The following is a 15086-nucleotide window of genomic DNA, read 5'->3' as shown; positions in this document are numbered from 1 at the left end:
CTCGGGGGATCGCATCCTCACGTGATCACATGATCGAGTGATCGCATGAGCAAGGCCGGCAGCGTCGCTGCCGGCCTTTTTTTCAACTTGCCTGGAGACCATCATGCCTGCCTCCCCTGCCACGCACACCGAAGAAGTTGCGCCCGCGCCGCGCCACTGGGCCTTGTTGCCAGGTGCCGGTTTTGCCGACAGTTACCGCATCCGCCTCACGCCACAACTGGCGAAATTGAATTCGACCGAGATCGCAGCCCGCATGATGGCGACCCAGCCTGCCTGGGTCAGCGCATTGATCCGTTTGCGCGATCGCCTGATGGCACCGCTGGGCCTCAAGCAGGCCGGCGACCACGGCGGCGGGCCGGCCGGGTTTCCCCTGCTGCTGGCGGAACCGGCCAGGGTCGTGATGGGACTGGACGACCGCCACCTGGATTTCCGGCTGTGCGTCGAAAAGTCGCCGGCCGCGACCGGCCAGGCGGCAGATGAAGACCAGTGGCTCACCGTGACCACCGTGGTCCGAACCAAACGCCTGCTGGGCAAGGCCTACCTGGCAGCGATCATGCCCTTCCATCGCTGCATCGCTCGCAGTTTGCTGCTGGGGGTACTGCGGGAGGAACGTCCGGCGCTCTGATCCGCGTTCAATGAAAGAAAACGCCGCTGCGTCCATCCGGTCGCAGCGGCGTTTTCCTTCATGCTGACGGCGCAGGCAGGAAGCACAGCGGCTCCCGCCCGGCCTGCAGGCATTACACCAGGTTCAGGGTGACGTTGATGTTGTCACGGGTGGCGTTGGAGTACGGGCACACCTGGTGGGCCTTGTTCACCAGATCTTGCGCCACGGCCTGGTCGATGCCCGGCAGCGAGATGTCCAGCTCGGCTTCGATGCCGAAACCGCCCGGGATCTGGCCGATGCCGACCTTGCCGGTGATGCTGGCATCCGCAGGCAGGGCCACCTTGGCCTGGCCGGCGACGAACTTCAGCGCGCCCAGGAAGCAAGCCGAGTAACCGGCCGCGAACAGCTGTTCCGGGTTGGTGCCGTTACCACCGGCGCCGCCCAGTTCCTTGGGGGTCGACAGCTTGACGTCCAGCACGCCGTCGGAGGACTTGGCCGAACCTTCACGGCCGCCAGTGGCGGTAGCGGTGGCGGTGTACAGGGCTTTTTCAATCTTGTTCGAAGGCATGGTATTTCCTTTCAAAGTTCAGGTTGTCGTCACCCTTGACGGGTTTCGTTCGAGGGATGTGATGCCTAAAGATTCACTTTTGGTCATCACTGGCTTGCCAATCTCTTGCTGCTTCACTTGCGGTCTTGCCGATGTTTCTGGTGCTGCTGATGTTGCGATGTTCAGTTCGGCTGCATCAACGATATAAATAATTACCTATATTATTGCGCACAATATAAAACACAAAGCTTGTTACATTTTCATTCATCTTCGGCATCGATCAAGCCCTTGCGGACCTGCTTCAGCTCCACCACCAGCGCCTTGATCTGGTCCAGCGCCGGCAGCATGCAACTCATCTGCTGCGGTACGGCCTTGGCCTTCTCACGCAACGCGCGGCCGCCATCGCTCAGGCTCACGACCACCCGGCGCTCATCGCCCGCATCCCGGTTGCGGTGAAGCAAACCCATGCTTTCCATGCGCTTGAGCAGCGGTGTCAGCGTACCAGAATCCAGGAACAGGCGCGTGCCCAGTTCCGAGACCGTGACGCCATCCTTTTCCCACAGCACCAGCATCACCAGGTATTGCGGATAGGTGATCTCCAGCGGGGCCAGGATCTTCTTGTAGGCCTTGGTCATGGCCAGCGACGCCGAATACATCGCAAAACACAACTGGTTGTCGAGAAGCAGGGCTTCGTCGATCAGTGCGTCCGGGAGATTCGTGGTGTGCGTCTTGTCCATGTGTTGCATATTAAACCGCTCAAAATTGAATTGCAAGCTATTTAATTTGAAAAAATTTGTCTGTGTTGTTCATTTCGCTTCGTCGGTCCCTGCGCCAAGCCGGTATCATGCGGCCTGCATCCGCATTTTCCTGCATATCGATGAATTCCCACCCCAATCCCCTGCGCTCCCTGGAGCTGTTCTGCAAGGTCGTCGACAACTATGGCGATATCGGCATCTGCTGGCGCCTGGCGCGGCAGCTGGCGCATGAGCACGGGCTCGCGGTGCGGCTGTGGGTGGATGACCTGGTGAGCTTCCGGCGCATCTGGCCGACGGTGGACACGCAAGCCGATACCCAAGAGCTCAGCGGTGTGACGATCCAGCACTGGCGCGACCAGGACGGTCAGTTCACGGCGGACGATGTGGCCGATATCGTCATTGAATTCTTCGGCTGCGAGATCCCGCCCGGCTATGTGGAAGCCATGGCGCAGCGCTCGCCCAAGCCCGTCTGGTTCAACCTGGAAGGCTTGTCCGCCGAAGCCTGGGTCGAGGGCTGCCACACCCTGCCCTCGCCGCATCGCTCGCTGAAACTGACCAAGTATTTCTTCTTCCCCGGCTTCAATGAACGAACCGGCGGGCTCAGCTTCGAAGCCGACCTGCAAGCCCGGCGACAGGCCTTCCTGGCCCACAATGAAGGCCCGGCTTTCCTGGCCGGGCTGGGCGTGACCGCGGCCGAAGCGCAGGCCTGCAAGGTCTCTCTGTTCTGCTACGACTACGCCCCGATTGCCGAATTGTTTGCAGCCTGGCAAGCCTCGCCCCACGCGGTCACCTGCCTCGTGCCGGAAGGCGTAGGCCGCGCGGAGGTCGAGGCTTTCCTGAACGCACCGATGCGCGCCGGTACGGTGGCCACGCAGGGCGCACTGACGGTACGTGTGCTGCCCTTCGTGGCACAGACCGATTACGACCGCTTGCTGTGGAGCTGCGACCTCAATTTCGTGCGAGGTGAAGATTCCTTCGCACGCGCCCAATGGGCCGGCCGCCCCTTCGTCTGGAACATCTATCACCAGGACAAGAACCTGCACCACACCAAGCTCAACGCCTTCCTGAAGATTTACGACCCGGCCACGCCCGCCGTGACCGATCTCAACCGGGCCTGGAATGGCGCTTATCCGGGCGACCTCGACTGGCGGGCAACGTGGCAGACGCTGCAGGCCGAGCTGCCGGCATTGTCGGGCCAGGCTGAACAATGGGTAAAGAAGCTGTTGGCAAATGGCGACTGGATGGACAATTTGCTCGGCTTCGCCCGCCGGCTCGCCCTGGAAGAGTGGAAGAGCACGGAAAATGGGTTAAAATAGCGGGCTACCGTTTTAACGCAGTTTGGAATTCAATCGTACGTGGGCTTGCGGTGAAGTTTTAGAAGTTTTACCAGTGGGCTACTGACAGTTTGAAAAAACCTACTTTTCACGACACATCGCTATGAAATTTGCAAAAGAAATCCGCGTCGGCAACATCATTATGGTCGACAGCAAGCCCATGATCGTCCTGCGCTCGGACGTCAACGGTTCTTCCCGTACCGGCTTCACCTACAAGTGGAAGATGAAGAACCTGCTGACCAACAGCCCGCAGGAAAGCGTCTTCCGTGGCGACGACAAGTTCGACGTCGTGGTGCTGGACAAGAAGCCGGTGACCTATTCGTACTTCGCTGACCCGCTGTTCGTCTTCATGGACGAAGAGTACAACCAGTACGAAATCGAAGGCGAGAACATGGGCGACGCCATCGGCTACCTGAAGGACGGCATGCAGTGCGAAGCTGTCTTCTACGACGGCAAGGCCATCTCGGTCGAAATGCCGACCACCATCGTGCGCAAGGTTGCCTACTCGGAACCGGCCGTCAAGGGCAACACTTCGGGCAACGTCCTGAAGGAAGCCAAGATCGAAAACGCCATCGAAGCCAACCAGATCACCGTGATGGTGCCGCTGTTCGTGAGCCAGGATGACGACATCGAAATCGACACCCGCACCAACGAGTACAAGAAGGTCGTGCGCGGCTGATCGTCTGCCGATGCCAATAAAAAAACGCTGCCTGGTGCAGCGTTTTTTTATGCCTGTTTAATACCTGTTTGCCGGGCAATCCACTGACCGTTCGTCCTGAGTAGCGGCATCGCCGCGTATCGAAGGCGCGCCGACGGGGCGCAGCGCAGTTTCACGGCCAGTGAACCCTTCGATACGACGCTGCGCATCTACTCAGGGCGAACGGGTAGACAGTTTGCCCGCTGTCCCGCTCAACCTCCACTCCTCACCCGCGCCAGGTCCCGCGCCGCCGCCTGTCCTTCCGCGCTGGCCCAGAAGGCCCTGTCGGCCGCCTGCAGGCGGAGGGCCGACTGCTCCATATGGCGCAAGGCCGCTGCCCGCGCGGCCTCGGCATTGCCGTCGTTGATCGCTTGCGCCAGTGCCGCGTGCTCGGCGCGTACCTGCTGCACGAACTCATTGCTGCGCGCTTCGTTCATGCGCGACACGCGGATGGCGGCATGCAGGAACTGGCTCAGGAACTGCACCAGCGAGGTGTAGAGCGGATTGTGCGAGGCATTGGAAATGGCAGCATGGAAGGCGAAATCCTCCTGCACGCCATCGCGCCCCGCCGCAGCCGCTGCATCGATGGCCTGCAAGGCCTGCTGGATCGCCAGGTTCTGCACGCGCGTGCGGCGCTGCGCCGCCAGGGCAGCCATCTCCCCTTCCACCCCGCGCCGCAGTTCGATCACCCGCAGCACCGCCTGGATGGAGTCGCGCCCATCATCCACATTCAGGTCCAGCCGGAAGGGCGTGGCCTGCGTCACCGGCAGCACCACCGTGCCACTGCCCCGGCGCGAACCGACCAGCCCCTCGGACTTCAAGCGTGAAATGGCTTCGCGGATCACCGTGCGGCTCACCGAAAATCGTTCGGTCAACTCCATCTCCGAAGGCAAGCGTGCATCCGGGGCGAATTCCCCGCTGCGGATCTGCTGTGCCAGTACGCTGGTGACATGGTCTGCCAGCGTGGTCTTGCCGCGCGCGGCAGCGGCCATGGAGGCGAGCGCCGACGCTTGCGGCCTGGAGGAGGAGGATGTCTTCATGGCGCGCATGATACCGCGCAGGCATCGGCTTTTGTGACTTCCGCTTCATATTCTCAAAGTTGTATTACAACTTCCGCTATAATGCGCTGCACGGGTTTCGCTCAAGCGTTCATATCCCCCTATTCCGACGACAGATCACGAGGAGAACACATGCATATCGTCATTACCGGCGGCGCCGGCTTCCTGGGCAGCCGACTGGCGCGCCAGCTGCTGCAACGCGGCACCCTGACCGGCCGCGACGGCCAGCCGCAAGAGATCAAGCGCATCACCCTGCTGGACGTGGTTCCGGCCCAGGGTTTCACTGATCCGCGCATCGAAGCTGTCACCGGCGACATCGCCGACGCCGCCGTGATCGAGCGCGTCATCACGCCCGAGACGCAGTCCATCTTCCACCTGGCCGCCATCGTCAGCGGCCACGCCGAGGCCGATTTCGACCTGGGCATGAAGATCAACTTCGACGCCACCCGCGTCATCCTGGAACGCGCCCGTGCCCTGGGCACCAAGCCGCGCGTGGTTTTCACCAGTTCGGTGGCGGTGTTCGGCGGCGAACTGCCGGCCGTGGTCCCCGACAACACCCTGCTGATGCCGCAAAGCTCCTACGGTGCGCAAAAGGTCATGGGTGAACTGCTGGTGCAGGATTATTCGCGCAAGGGCTTCATTGACGGCCGTGCGCTGCGCATGCCGACCATTTCGGTGCGTCCGGGCGCGCCCAACAAGGCGGCCTCCAGCTTCGCCTCGGGCATCATCCGCGAGCCACTCAATGGCCAGCCTTCGGTCTGCCCGGTCACGCCCGATACCCGCATGTGGCTGATGTCGCCGCGCCAGGCCATCGCCAACCTGATCCACGGCCATGAAATCAATGGCGCTGACCTGGGCCTGGCCCGCTTCCTCTCCATCGACGGCCTGTGCGTGACCGTCAAGGACATGGTCGAGGCCCTGGAACAGGTCGCCGGCAAGGAAGTGGTGCAACTGATCGAATGGAAGGAAGACGAAGCCATCAAACGCATCGTCAATTCCTGGCCCGGTGCCTTCGAAGCCAAGCGCGCCAAAACGCTGGGCTTTACGGCCGATGCCAACTTCGCCGATATCATCCGGGCCCACATCGAGGATGAAGTGAAGAAATAAGCTGCACATCAGCACGCAGAAAAACGAAGGGACAGCCCGCAAGAGGCTGTCCCTTTTTACTGCCTGAGTGATACGGATTTACTGTGCCTTGCCCAGCATGTTGAAAATGCTGGAGAAGTCCAGCTTGCCTGCCCCGTTCATGCTGTGGATGTCGTACAGATTGCGTGCCGTCGATCCCAGCGGAATGGCGCAGTTGGTGGCCAGCGCATTCTCCACGGCCAGCCCCAGGTCCTTGAGCATCAGGTCCACGCCGAATCCGCCCGCATAGCCCTTGGAGGCCGGCGCCGTGTCCATCACGCCGGGGCAAGGGTTGTAGACTTCCAGCGTCCAGTTGCGCCCCGAGCTCTTGGACATGATTTCCGACAGCACCTTGGGATCCATGCCATTGGCCATGCCCAGGCGGATCGCTTCCGACGTCCCGATCATGAGGATGCCCAGCAGCATGTTGTTGCACACCTTGACGGTCTGGCCGCTGCCGCTTTCACCGGCATGGTAGATGGCCTTGCCCATCTTCTGCAGATAAGGCTGGGCGGCTTCGAAAGCCTCCTTGCTGCCGCCCACCATGAAGGTCAGCGTGCCTGCCGTCGCCCCGTTGGTGCCCCCGGAGACCGGCGCATCCAGCATCTCGAAGCCGCGCGCCTTGGCCGCTGCCGCCACCTTGCGCGCCGCTTCCGGAGCGATGGTGGAACAGTCGATCAAGAGCGCGCCCGGCTTGGCCGAGGCCAGCACCCCGGCATCGCCCAGGTAGAGCGATTCCACGTGACGGCTGGCCGGCAGCATGGTGATGACCACGTCGGCCTTGGCCACGGCCGCCATGGAGTCGGCCTCGGTCTTGCCGCCGACCTCCACCAGCTTGTCCACGCTGGCCTTGACCAGGTCGTGTCCGCTGACCGAAAAACCGGCCTTGACCAGATTCTGCGCCATCGGCAAACCCATATTGCCCAGGCCGATGAAGACGATGTTGGCGCTCATGCTGCTCTCCTTACTTCAGGGTGATGGTGGTGTTGACCTGGCCGGCTTCTTCATCGGGCGCGTACCAGCGTGCGGTGACGGTCTTGGTCTGGGTCCAGAAAGTGACGGCCTGCTTGCCGTTGGGGCCGAGGTCGCCCAGCTTGGACGCACGCGAACCGGTGAAGCTGAAGTAGGCCACCGGCACGGGGATGGGCACGTTGATGCCGACCTGGCCGACGTCGATCTCGTTCTGGAACTTGCGCGCCGCATAGCCCGAGCTGGTGAAGATGGAAGTCCCGTTGCCGTTGGGGTTGGCGTTGATGAAGGCAATGGCTTCATCGAGGGTTTCCAGTTCGACGATGCACATGGCCGGGCCAAAGATTTCCTGGGCGTAGATGTCCATCTCGGGCTTGACGCCGGTGAAGACGGTCGGTCCCACGAAGTTGCCGTTCTCGCTGCCGGCCACCTTGCAATTGCGGCCATCGAGCAGCAGCTTGGCGCCCTGCTCCACGCCGCTGGCGATGAGGCGTTCGACCCGTTCCTTGGCCGCCTTCGAGACCAGCGGGCCGACATCGGCCTTGCGGTCGGTACCCGGTCCGACCTTCATGGCCTTGGAGCGTTCGACGATCTCGGGAATCCATTCGCGTGTCTGACCCACCAGCACCACCACCGAATTGGCCATGCAGCGCTGGCCAGCCGCACCGAAAGCCGCGCCCAGCAGGTTGTTGATGGCCTGGTCCTTGGGGGCATCGGGCAAGACGATGCAATGGTTCTTGGCGCCCATCATGCACTGGGCGCGCTTGCCGGCTTCGCTGGCGCGGCGATAGATGTGAGTGCCGACATGGGTGGAACCGATGAAGGACACCGCCTTGATATCGGGATGGTCGCAGATCATGTTGGCCACGTCCGGACCGCCATGCACCACGTTCAACACGCCCGGCGGCAGACCAGCCTGGTTGGCCAGCTCGACCAGGAACAGCGAGGAAGTCGGGTCCTGCTCGGAGGGCTTCAACACGAAGGTATTGCCGCAGGCCACGGCGATGGGGAACATGAAGCAAGGCAGCATCACCGGGAAGTTGAAGGCGGTGATGCCCGCCCCCACGCCCAGCGGCTGGTAGAGCGTATAAACGTCCACGCCGCCGGCGACGTTCTCGGCCAGTTCGCCCAGTTGCAGCGAGGTGATCGAGCAGGCGTGCTCCACCACTTCCAGGCCGCGCATGACTTCGCCTTCGGCGTCCGGCAGGGTCTTGCCGTGTTCACGGGTGATCATTTCGGCCAGCGAGGCGATGTTCTCGCGCAGCAGTTGCTGGAACTTCAGCATGATGCGCATGCGCTGCGCCAGTGAAGTATTGCGCCAGGTCTTGAAGGTTTCCTTGGCGTTGGCCACGGCCCGGTCGACTTCTTCCTTGGTGGCGAAGGGCACGCGCGCCACCACTTCCTGGGTGGCCGGGTTCAGCACGTCGCGCCACTCCTTGGAAGTGGACTGCACCTTTTCACCGTTGAGGTACAGGGGAACGTTGGGGATGTTGGCTTGGCTCATTGCAATTTCCATTGTGAAGAGGTGAACAGGATGGGGAGAGCAACGCCGGGAGCAGCTCCCGGCCACAGGCATTACTGCTTGACCAGCGGGCAGGCCGCGTCCATCGGACGGAAGGCCTGCTGGGCCGGGATCACCGACAGCAGCTTCAGGTAATCCCACGGGGCCTTGGACTCGGCCGGGGTCTTTACCTGGTACAGGTACATGTCGTGGATCACGCGGCCATCCGGACGGATGGAGGCGTTGCGCATGACGGCGTCGGAGATCGGAATTTCTCGCATCTTCTGCGCCACCACTTTCCAGTCCGAGGTCTTGGCGGCCGCGCGCGCCTTCAGGAACTGGTAGACGCTGGAATAGACACCGGCCTGCACCATGGTTGGTTTGATGTTCTTGAACTGCGCTTCGAAGCGCTTGGAGAAGGCGCGGGTCTGCTCGTCGTAATCCCAGTAGAAGCCATCGGTATAGACCAGGCCTTGCGCGGCCTCCAGCCCGAGCGCATGCACGTCCGACAGGAACACCAGCAGCGCCACCAGGCGCTGGTCCTTGCCGCCGATGGCAAAGGAACGGGCCTGCTTGATGGCGTTGACCACATCGGTGCCGCCATTGGCCAGCCCGATCACCTGGGCCTTGGAGGCCTGCGCCTGCAGCAGGAAGGAGGAGAAGTCCGAGGCATTGAGCGGATGGCGCACCGAACCCACCACCGTACCGCCATTGGCCTTGACCACATCGGAGGCATCCTTCTCCAGCGAATGGCCGAAGGCATAGTCCACCGTCACGAAGTACCAGGACTTGTTGCCCAGCTTGGTCAGCGCCGCTGCCGCACCGGCCGCTTGCGAGTAGGTGTCGAACATCCAGTGGAAACCGTTGGTGGCGCATTCGGCCGTGGTCAGTGCGCCGGTGGCCGGGCCGCTGTACATGGCGATGCCGCCCTTTTCCTTGATCAGCTTCTGCACCGCCAGCGCTACCGAGGAATTGGTGAGATCGGCGATGGCCTCGACCTTGTCGCGGTCGAGCCATTCGCGGGCACGGGTCACGCCCACGTCGGGCTTGTTCTGGTTGTCGGCCGAGAGGATCTCGATCTTCATGCCTTTGCATTCATTCTTGAGGCAGTCTTCCACCGCCATTTTGGCGGCCACCACCGAACCCTGGCCGCCCATGGCCGAGTAGGGGCCGGACATGTCGGTGAGCACGCCGATCTTGACCGTATTGGCATCCTGGGCGCGAGCGGGCATGGCCGTCATGGCCGTGGTGGCCAGCGACACCGTGCAGGCCACGGCCGCAGCCGTGAGGGAACGGCTGAAAGCGTTCTTGGACATCTTGTCTCCTTGATCTTGTGATTGTTGTCGGACCTGCCCGCGTTCATGGACGCCGGGTCTTGCCGTTGTCTCCTGCCGTCTGTCTCCTCTGTCTTCCCGGGCGGCATCACGGCCCCGCTATTCTGCATGTGCGTATTTATCGATACAATAACCACAAAGACAAAACGCTTTTGCATTGATGCACATCGGCGGCGATGCAACCATGGAGACCACATGCTGGACTGGGACAACCTCAGGATCTTTCTCGAACTCACCCGCAGCCAGGGCCTGGTGGATGCCGCCAAGAAGCTGGGCATCGACCATTCCACCGTCTCGCGGCGCATGAAGCGCTTCGAGGAGCAGGTCGGCAGCCAGCTGTTCGACCGCAACAACCACGGCTACAAGCTCACTGCCGACGGCTACCGGCTGGTGGAATATGCCGAGCAGGTCGAAAGCACCCTCTATGCCGCCACTGAAGAACTGGGCGGACACAACAGCAAGCTCTCCGGCCAGGTGCGGCTGGGCGCGACCGAAGGCTTCGGCACCTTCGTGCTGGCGCCGCACATCGCGCATTTCTGCGCCCGCAATCCCCACATCACGGTGGACATGCTGCCGATGCCGCGTTTCGTGAATCTGTCCAAGCATGAGGCCGACATCAGCGTGTCGATCGAACGGCCGCTGTCGGGTAATTACGTGGTCACAAAACTGTCCGACTATGTCCTGAAGCTTTATGCTTCACGTGACTACCTGGCCAGACACGCGCCGATTCACACCATGGATGACCTGGCGCAACATAACTTCATCGGCTACATCGATGACCTGGTCTTCAGTGAAGAATTGCGCTACAAGGATACGGTGGCACCGGACGCTTTCCGGGCCTTCCGCAGCACCAGCGTGGTAGCGCAATACACGGCGGCCTGCGCCGGCCGCGCGCTGGCGATCCTGCCCTGCTTCCTGGCGCAGCAGTCCGACGAGCTGGTGCCGGTACTGCCCGAACAGATCGCCATCACCCGCACCTTCTGGCTGGTGGCTTCCAGCGAGCAGCGCCATGTGGCGCGGGTATCAGCCCTGTGGAGCTACCTGCGCGACTGCGTGGAGCTCAACCGCGACTTCCTGATGGGACAGTCGCGCCGGATGCACTGGCTGGAGTGAATCCTGCCCAAGCGAGCCCGCAACAAGATGTGTTTCAACCCGGCCGCCCGGTCCCTCCACGCGCCGGCGGCCTTATCCCAAGGAGATGACGATGGCTGCAAAGAAAATCCTGCTCTTGACCGGTGATTTCGCCGAGGATTATGAAACCATGGTGCCCTTCCAGGCCCTGCAGATGGTCGGCCACACGGTGCACGCGGTCTGTCCCGGCAAGAAAGCAGGCGACAAGATCAAAACCGCCATCCACGACTTCGAAGGCGACCAGACCTATACCGAGAAGCCCGGCCACCAGTTCGCCCTCAACGCCAGCTTCGACGATGTCAGCGCGGCAGGCTATGACGCGCTGGTAGTGGCCGGTGGCCGCGCACCGGAATACCTGCGCCTGAACCCCAAGGTGATCGAGCTGGTGCAAGCCTTCGCCAAGGCTGACAAGCCGATCGCCGCCGTTTGCCACGGTCCGCAGGTGCTGGCTGCGGCGGGCGTGCTGGAAGGCAAGAAGGTCTCGGCCTATCCGGCTTGCGCGCCGGAGGTGAAGCTGGCCGGCGGGCAATTCGCCGATATCGCCGTGGATGCCGCCATCACCGACGGCAAACTGGTCACGGCTCCGGCCTGGCCCGCGCATCCGGCATGGCTGGCGCAGTTCCTGCAAGTGCTGGGCACGCGCATCGAACTGTAAGGGCTGGACCCTCAGGCGGGGAGCGGCTTGCAGGGCCATGGCTCCCCGCGCAAACGCGCTGGTTTTGCTTGTTTCTTCATTTCCCCTTCGCAGTTTCCCCCCATTTTTTCCTGCCGAGCCACAATATGCCCTGAGAACAACCGTCTTCAGGGCATGCAGCCCATTTCCACCCTCTCCCCGATGAGCGACCAGGACCGCGAGATCACCGCCACCGTCATGCGCGAACGCAGCCGGCTGGGCGGCTTCATCCGCCGCCGGGTGGCGGACGCCGGCGAGGCCGAAGACATCCTGCAGGAAGTGTTCTACGAGTTCGTCCAGGCCTACCGCCTGCCGGAGCCCATCGAGCAGGTCAGCGCCTGGCTGTTCCGGGTGGCACGCAACCGCATCATCGACCGCTTCCGCAAGAAGAAGGAAGAGCCCTTGCCCGAGGCGCACGACATCGAGCAAGTCGAGGGTGGCGAAGACAGCTGGCGGCTGGACCTAGTGCTGCCGGCCAGCGATGGCGGTCCGGAAGCGGCCTATGCGCGTGCGGCGCTGATCGAGGCCCTGCAGGCGGCACTGGACGAATTGCCGCCAGCGCAGCGCGAGGTCTTCATTGCCCACGAACTCGATGGCCTCAGTTTCAAGGAAATGGCTGCTGCCAGTGGCACCAGCCTCAATACCCTGCTGGCGCGCAAGCGCTATGCAGTCCTGCATCTGCGCGAGCGCTTGCAGGCGGTTTATGACGAATTGGAGATGTAATGGAACAGAACGACATGCCTCAAAATCCCCCCACCCCGGCGCGCCGCGATCGTGGCTTCCGTGGCGGGCGTGATCCGCGCCGCTGGGGCGTGAAACTCCTGCTGTGCCTGCTGTGCGTGCCGGTGCTGGGCGTGGTGGTGATGCTGCTGTGGAACTGGGTGATGCCGCCGATCTTCCCGGGCGTAGCCGAGATCGGCTTCTGGCGGGCGCTGGGATTGCTGGTGCTGTGCCGGGTGCTGTTCGGCGGTTTCCGCGGGCGGCATGGCGGCTGGCATGAGAAGCGCCGCTTCATGCAGGCACGCTGGGAAGCGATGACGCCCGAGGAACGCGAACGCTGCCAGCGCCGCGGCCGCCTGTTCTGCCGCGAAGAGCGCAAGTGAAGGAAAACGTCTTCCCGGGCTGAACGCGATCAGCCCAGGGCCGAGGGCTGGGGTGCCATGTTCCAGTCGCGCTCCTGCAAGCCAATCGAGGTGAAGGGATCGACCAAAGTGCCGGCCACCATCCGCGCCAACATTTGCGGTGCGGGCGGCACTACCGACAAGCGCGCCGCCAATTGGTCGCGCACCCAGGGCAACCACACCGAATCGGACTGGTAGAACGGCGTGAACATCGCCGACATCGCCTGGAAGGTCCGCACGTGGCGGCGTCGCGAGGCGGCATAGCGCGGCAGCGCTTGTTGCAGCGTATCGGACTGCTGCAGGGCATGAATCAGCGCTCGTGCATCGAGCAAGGCCATGTTGGCACCCTGCCCCAGCTGCGGGCTGGTGGAGTGGGCAGCGTCACCGATGATGGCCAGCCGCTGGCCATACGGCGAAGGCAGGGTGTGATGGCCGTAGCGCGCCAGCGTCATCTGTTCGAAACCATCGATCTGGGCCAGATAGGGTTCACATTCCGGCCACAGCGCGTGAACTCCCTCCTTCCATGCTTGCAGCCCCCGTTGCTTGATCTGCTCCACCTGGTCCGGCTTGGTACTCCAGAAGAAGGCCACCATGGGATCATCCTGCAGCCTCGGGCGACCGATGGGCAGCACCCCGATCATGGTGCTGGCGCGGCGATAGCGCTGCACCAGCGAATTCACACCGAACGACAGGCCTGGCCGGGCGCGCAAGGAAACCCAGAAGGCTCCATAGGGCAGGCGCTTCGGCTCGCAGGTATTGAGCGCGTGGCGGCGCAGCAGCGAACGGGCACCACTGGCATCGATGACGAGATCGAAGGGACCGATGCGGCGGCCATCCGCAGTGCTCAGGCTGGCACCTGCGCTGCCCTGTTCCAGGCCGTTGATCTCATGGCCGGTTTCAGCTTCGATCCCTTCCCGTTGCGCCGCTTCCTGCAGGACGCCGAACAGGGCCGCACGATGGACCGCAATGCCATAGCGTCCTCCGCGCACCGCGTCATACCGCACATCCAGCACCGTCTTGCCGCTGCGGGCATCAGCTCCGTAGAGGCGGTCGATGCGCTGGCCCAGCGCGGCGATGCGCGAGAACAAGCCCAGGTCTTCCAGTACCGTCAGTCCCGTGGGCTGCAGGATAAGGCCGGAACCGACTGGCGCGGCCGTAACGAAGCGCTCCAGCAAGGTGACGCGATGGCCGGCGCGCTTGAGGTAGAGCGCCATGGCCAATCCGGCCGGACCGGCGCCGGCGATGGCTACATGCATGGATTTCATGTTTATCCTGCTGAAGATGAAGCGCGTGTCCAGGCCGGGGCGTCTTTTTCGAGGAAGGCGCGCAGGCCCTCCCGCCCTTCCGGGGAGGCGCGCAGGTCGGCGATGACGCCGGCCGTATATTCCGCCAGTTCAGGCGTGACCTGCAGCGGATTGGCGACCTGTACCAGTTGCTTGGCGGCGCGCATGGCCTGTGGTCCGTTGGCCAGCAAGGTATCGATCACTTGAAGGACCTTGGCATCCAGTTCCTGGGCCAGCACCACTTCATGCACCAGGCCGATAGCGGCGGCGCGGACGGCAGAGAAACGCTCGCCCGAGACGAAGAAGCGGCGCGCCTGCGATATGCCCATCTTGGCGATCACGTACGGGCTGATGGCCGCCGGAGCCAGGCCCAGTTTGACTTCGGAAAGCGCAAAGAAGGCCGCCTCGGAAGCCACCACGATGTCGCAGCAGGAGACCAGGCCGACACCACCACCCATGACCGCGCCCTGCACTTTGGCCACCGTCGGTGCCGGGAAGCTGTTGAGGGTTTCCATCAACAGTGCCAGCTTGCGGGCATCGCGCAGATTGTCCTCGCGCGAGGCGTCGGCCATGCGGCGCATCCAGGCCAGGTCGGCACCGGCGGAGAAGGACTTGCCGGTGGAGGCCAGCAGCAGGACGCGAGTACGCTTGTCGTCACGCGCCTCGTTGATGAGGTCGATCAGGTGGGCGATCAGTTGATCGTCGAAGGCATTGTGGACATCAGGGCGGTTGAGGGTCAGCGTGGCCAGGCCACGAGGGTCGATGTCGAGATGGGCGGCTGCGGTCATGAAGGCTCCTGCGGTGAGGTTTGCCGGGAGGATAGCGCAAAATGCCGGGGGAAAATGTTACTGGAGAGACAAATGCACTTTGGGCCAATTTGAGTCAAAACGACCTGGTTAGTGGGAGGGCCAGATGGGACAACCGCGCACGGGGCTGAAAAAGACAAAATAATTG

At 62.8% G+C, this 15086-nt stretch carries 16 protein-coding genes; 8 read left to right on the top strand and 8 right to left on the bottom strand.

From position 1 onward, the window contains the following. The first annotated feature begins 103 nt into the window (after positions 1–103). A complete protein-coding gene (locus ACWHXP_RS04580; protein ID WP_489634391.1) occupies positions 104–625 on the top strand; it encodes a DUF2867 domain-containing protein in 522 nt (173 codons plus the stop codon). A gap of 112 nt (positions 626–737) precedes the next feature. Here the strand turns inward: ACWHXP_RS04580 and ACWHXP_RS04575 are convergent, their stop codons facing one another. Beyond that, on the bottom strand, positions 738–1172 hold the full coding sequence (locus tag ACWHXP_RS04575; RefSeq protein WP_489634392.1) for an organic hydroperoxide resistance protein: 435 nt from the start codon (positions 1170–1172) through the stop codon (positions 738–740). A gap of 239 nt (positions 1173–1411) precedes the next feature. Next, positions 1412–1897, bottom strand: coding sequence for a MarR family winged helix-turn-helix transcriptional regulator (locus ACWHXP_RS04570; RefSeq protein WP_034331832.1), 486 nt, complete (start codon positions 1895–1897; stop codon positions 1412–1414). 131 nt (positions 1898–2028) lie between these two features. On the opposite strand from ACWHXP_RS04570, the gene earP reads away from it, so the two are divergent. Together earP and ACWHXP_RS04560 are read left to right on the top strand one after the other, a co-directional pair. Next, positions 2029–3222 (top strand): elongation factor P maturation arginine rhamnosyltransferase EarP, encoded by a 1194-nt coding sequence (gene earP / locus ACWHXP_RS04565; protein WP_489634393.1) that lies wholly within the window; start codon positions 2029–2031, stop codon positions 3220–3222. Between the two features lie 121 nt (positions 3223–3343). Further along, positions 3344–3919 (top strand): elongation factor P, encoded by a 576-nt coding sequence (locus tag ACWHXP_RS04560; RefSeq protein WP_017451702.1) that lies wholly within the window; start codon positions 3344–3346, stop codon positions 3917–3919. Between the two features lie 230 nt (positions 3920–4149). Here the strand turns inward: ACWHXP_RS04560 and ACWHXP_RS04555 are convergent, their stop codons facing one another. Next, positions 4150–4986 (bottom strand): FadR/GntR family transcriptional regulator, encoded by an 837-nt coding sequence (locus ACWHXP_RS04555; RefSeq protein WP_489634394.1) that lies wholly within the window; start codon positions 4984–4986, stop codon positions 4150–4152. Between the two features lie 141 nt (positions 4987–5127). Here ACWHXP_RS04555 and denD point away from each other — a divergent pair, with 141 nt between their 5' ends. Next, positions 5128–6102 (top strand): D-erythronate dehydrogenase, encoded by a 975-nt coding sequence (denD, locus tag ACWHXP_RS04550; protein ID WP_489634395.1) that lies wholly within the window; start codon positions 5128–5130, stop codon positions 6100–6102. Positions 6103–6180: 78 nt separating this feature from the next. On the opposite strand, the gene mmsB is transcribed toward denD, so the two are convergent. From mmsB to ACWHXP_RS04535, 3 genes are all read right to left on the bottom strand, one after another. Beyond that, entirely contained in the window at positions 6181–7074 is an 894-nt protein-coding gene (gene mmsB, locus ACWHXP_RS04545) for a 3-hydroxyisobutyrate dehydrogenase (RefSeq protein WP_489623214.1), read from the bottom strand. Between the two features lie 10 nt (positions 7075–7084). Continuing rightward, positions 7085–8593, bottom strand: a complete 1509-nt coding sequence (locus ACWHXP_RS04540) for a CoA-acylating methylmalonate-semialdehyde dehydrogenase (RefSeq protein WP_489634396.1) — start codon at positions 8591–8593, stop codon at positions 7085–7087. A gap of 71 nt (positions 8594–8664) precedes the next feature. Beyond that, positions 8665–9906 (bottom strand): ABC transporter substrate-binding protein, encoded by a 1242-nt coding sequence (locus ACWHXP_RS04535; protein ID WP_489634397.1) that lies wholly within the window; start codon positions 9904–9906, stop codon positions 8665–8667. Between the two features lie 213 nt (positions 9907–10119). Between ACWHXP_RS04535 and ACWHXP_RS04530 the strand changes: the two genes are divergently transcribed. From ACWHXP_RS04530 to ACWHXP_RS04515, 4 genes are all read left to right on the top strand, one after another. Further along, positions 10120–11037: a LysR family transcriptional regulator gene (locus ACWHXP_RS04530; protein ID WP_489634398.1), complete on the top strand. Its 918-nt coding sequence runs from the start codon at positions 10120–10122 to the stop codon at positions 11035–11037. A gap of 91 nt (positions 11038–11128) precedes the next feature. Beyond that, complete coding sequence (locus tag ACWHXP_RS04525; RefSeq protein ID WP_034329926.1) at positions 11129–11710, top strand: DJ-1/PfpI family protein; 582 nt, start codon at positions 11129–11131, stop codon at positions 11708–11710. A 153-nt stretch (positions 11711–11863) separates the two neighbouring features. Next, complete coding sequence (locus tag ACWHXP_RS04520) at positions 11864–12451, top strand: RNA polymerase sigma factor (RefSeq protein WP_034329923.1); 588 nt, start codon at positions 11864–11866, stop codon at positions 12449–12451. Continuing rightward, positions 12451–12831 (top strand): hypothetical protein, encoded by a 381-nt coding sequence (locus ACWHXP_RS04515; RefSeq protein ID WP_287027658.1) that lies wholly within the window; start codon positions 12451–12453, stop codon positions 12829–12831. The genes ACWHXP_RS04520 and ACWHXP_RS04515 overlap by 1 nt, the downstream gene beginning before the upstream one ends. Positions 12832–12860: 29 nt before the next feature. On the opposite strand, the gene ACWHXP_RS04510 is transcribed toward ACWHXP_RS04515, so the two are convergent. Then, positions 12861–14114: an FAD-dependent oxidoreductase gene (locus ACWHXP_RS04510; RefSeq protein WP_489634399.1), complete on the bottom strand. Its 1254-nt coding sequence runs from the start codon at positions 14112–14114 to the stop codon at positions 12861–12863. A gap of 2 nt (positions 14115–14116) precedes the next feature. Continuing rightward, positions 14117–14920: an enoyl-CoA hydratase-related protein gene (locus ACWHXP_RS04505; protein WP_489634400.1), complete on the bottom strand. Its 804-nt coding sequence runs from the start codon at positions 14918–14920 to the stop codon at positions 14117–14119. Positions 14921–15086 lie beyond the last annotated feature (166 nt).

The organism is Herbaspirillum sp. Her2 (assembly GCF_057961375.1).
This window is presented reverse-complemented; position numbering and strand designations above follow the sequence as displayed.

Bases quoted from the DNA above. Each gene is read 5' to 3' on its own strand.
- ACWHXP_RS04520 (WP_034329923.1), top strand. From the start codon at position 11,864: ATGCAGCCCATTTCCACCCTCTCCCCGATGAGCGACCAGGACCGCGAG.
- ACWHXP_RS04555 (WP_489634394.1), bottom strand. From the start codon at position 4,986: ATGCGCGCCATGAAGACATCCTCCTCCTCCAGGCCGCAAGCGTCGGCG.
- earP (WP_489634393.1), top strand. From the start codon at position 2,029: ATGAATTCCCACCCCAATCCCCTGCGCTCCCTGGAGCTGTTCTGCAAG.
- ACWHXP_RS04540 (WP_489634396.1), bottom strand. From the start codon at position 8,593: ATGAGCCAAGCCAACATCCCCAACGTTCCCCTGTACCTCAACGGTGAA.
- ACWHXP_RS04570 (WP_034331832.1), bottom strand. From the start codon at position 1,897: ATGCAACACATGGACAAGACGCACACCACGAATCTCCCGGACGCACTG.
- denD (WP_489634395.1), top strand. From the start codon at position 5,128: ATGCATATCGTCATTACCGGCGGCGCCGGCTTCCTGGGCAGCCGACTG.
- ACWHXP_RS04560 (WP_017451702.1), top strand. From the start codon at position 3,344: ATGAAATTTGCAAAAGAAATCCGCGTCGGCAACATCATTATGGTCGAC.
- ACWHXP_RS04580 (WP_489634391.1), top strand. From the start codon at position 104: ATGCCTGCCTCCCCTGCCACGCACACCGAAGAAGTTGCGCCCGCGCCG.
- mmsB (WP_489623214.1), bottom strand. From the start codon at position 7,074: ATGAGCGCCAACATCGTCTTCATCGGCCTGGGCAATATGGGTTTGCCG.
- ACWHXP_RS04530 (WP_489634398.1), top strand. From the start codon at position 10,120: ATGCTGGACTGGGACAACCTCAGGATCTTTCTCGAACTCACCCGCAGC.
- ACWHXP_RS04515 (WP_287027658.1), top strand. From the start codon at position 12,451: ATGGAACAGAACGACATGCCTCAAAATCCCCCCACCCCGGCGCGCCGC.
- ACWHXP_RS04505 (WP_489634400.1), bottom strand. From the start codon at position 14,920: ATGACCGCAGCCGCCCATCTCGACATCGACCCTCGTGGCCTGGCCACG.
- ACWHXP_RS04510 (WP_489634399.1), bottom strand. From the start codon at position 14,114: ATGAAATCCATGCATGTAGCCATCGCCGGCGCCGGTCCGGCCGGATTG.
- ACWHXP_RS04535 (WP_489634397.1), bottom strand. From the start codon at position 9,906: ATGTCCAAGAACGCTTTCAGCCGTTCCCTCACGGCTGCGGCCGTGGCC.
- ACWHXP_RS04575 (WP_489634392.1), bottom strand. From the start codon at position 1,172: ATGCCTTCGAACAAGATTGAAAAAGCCCTGTACACCGCCACCGCTACC.
- ACWHXP_RS04525 (WP_034329926.1), top strand. From the start codon at position 11,129: ATGGCTGCAAAGAAAATCCTGCTCTTGACCGGTGATTTCGCCGAGGAT.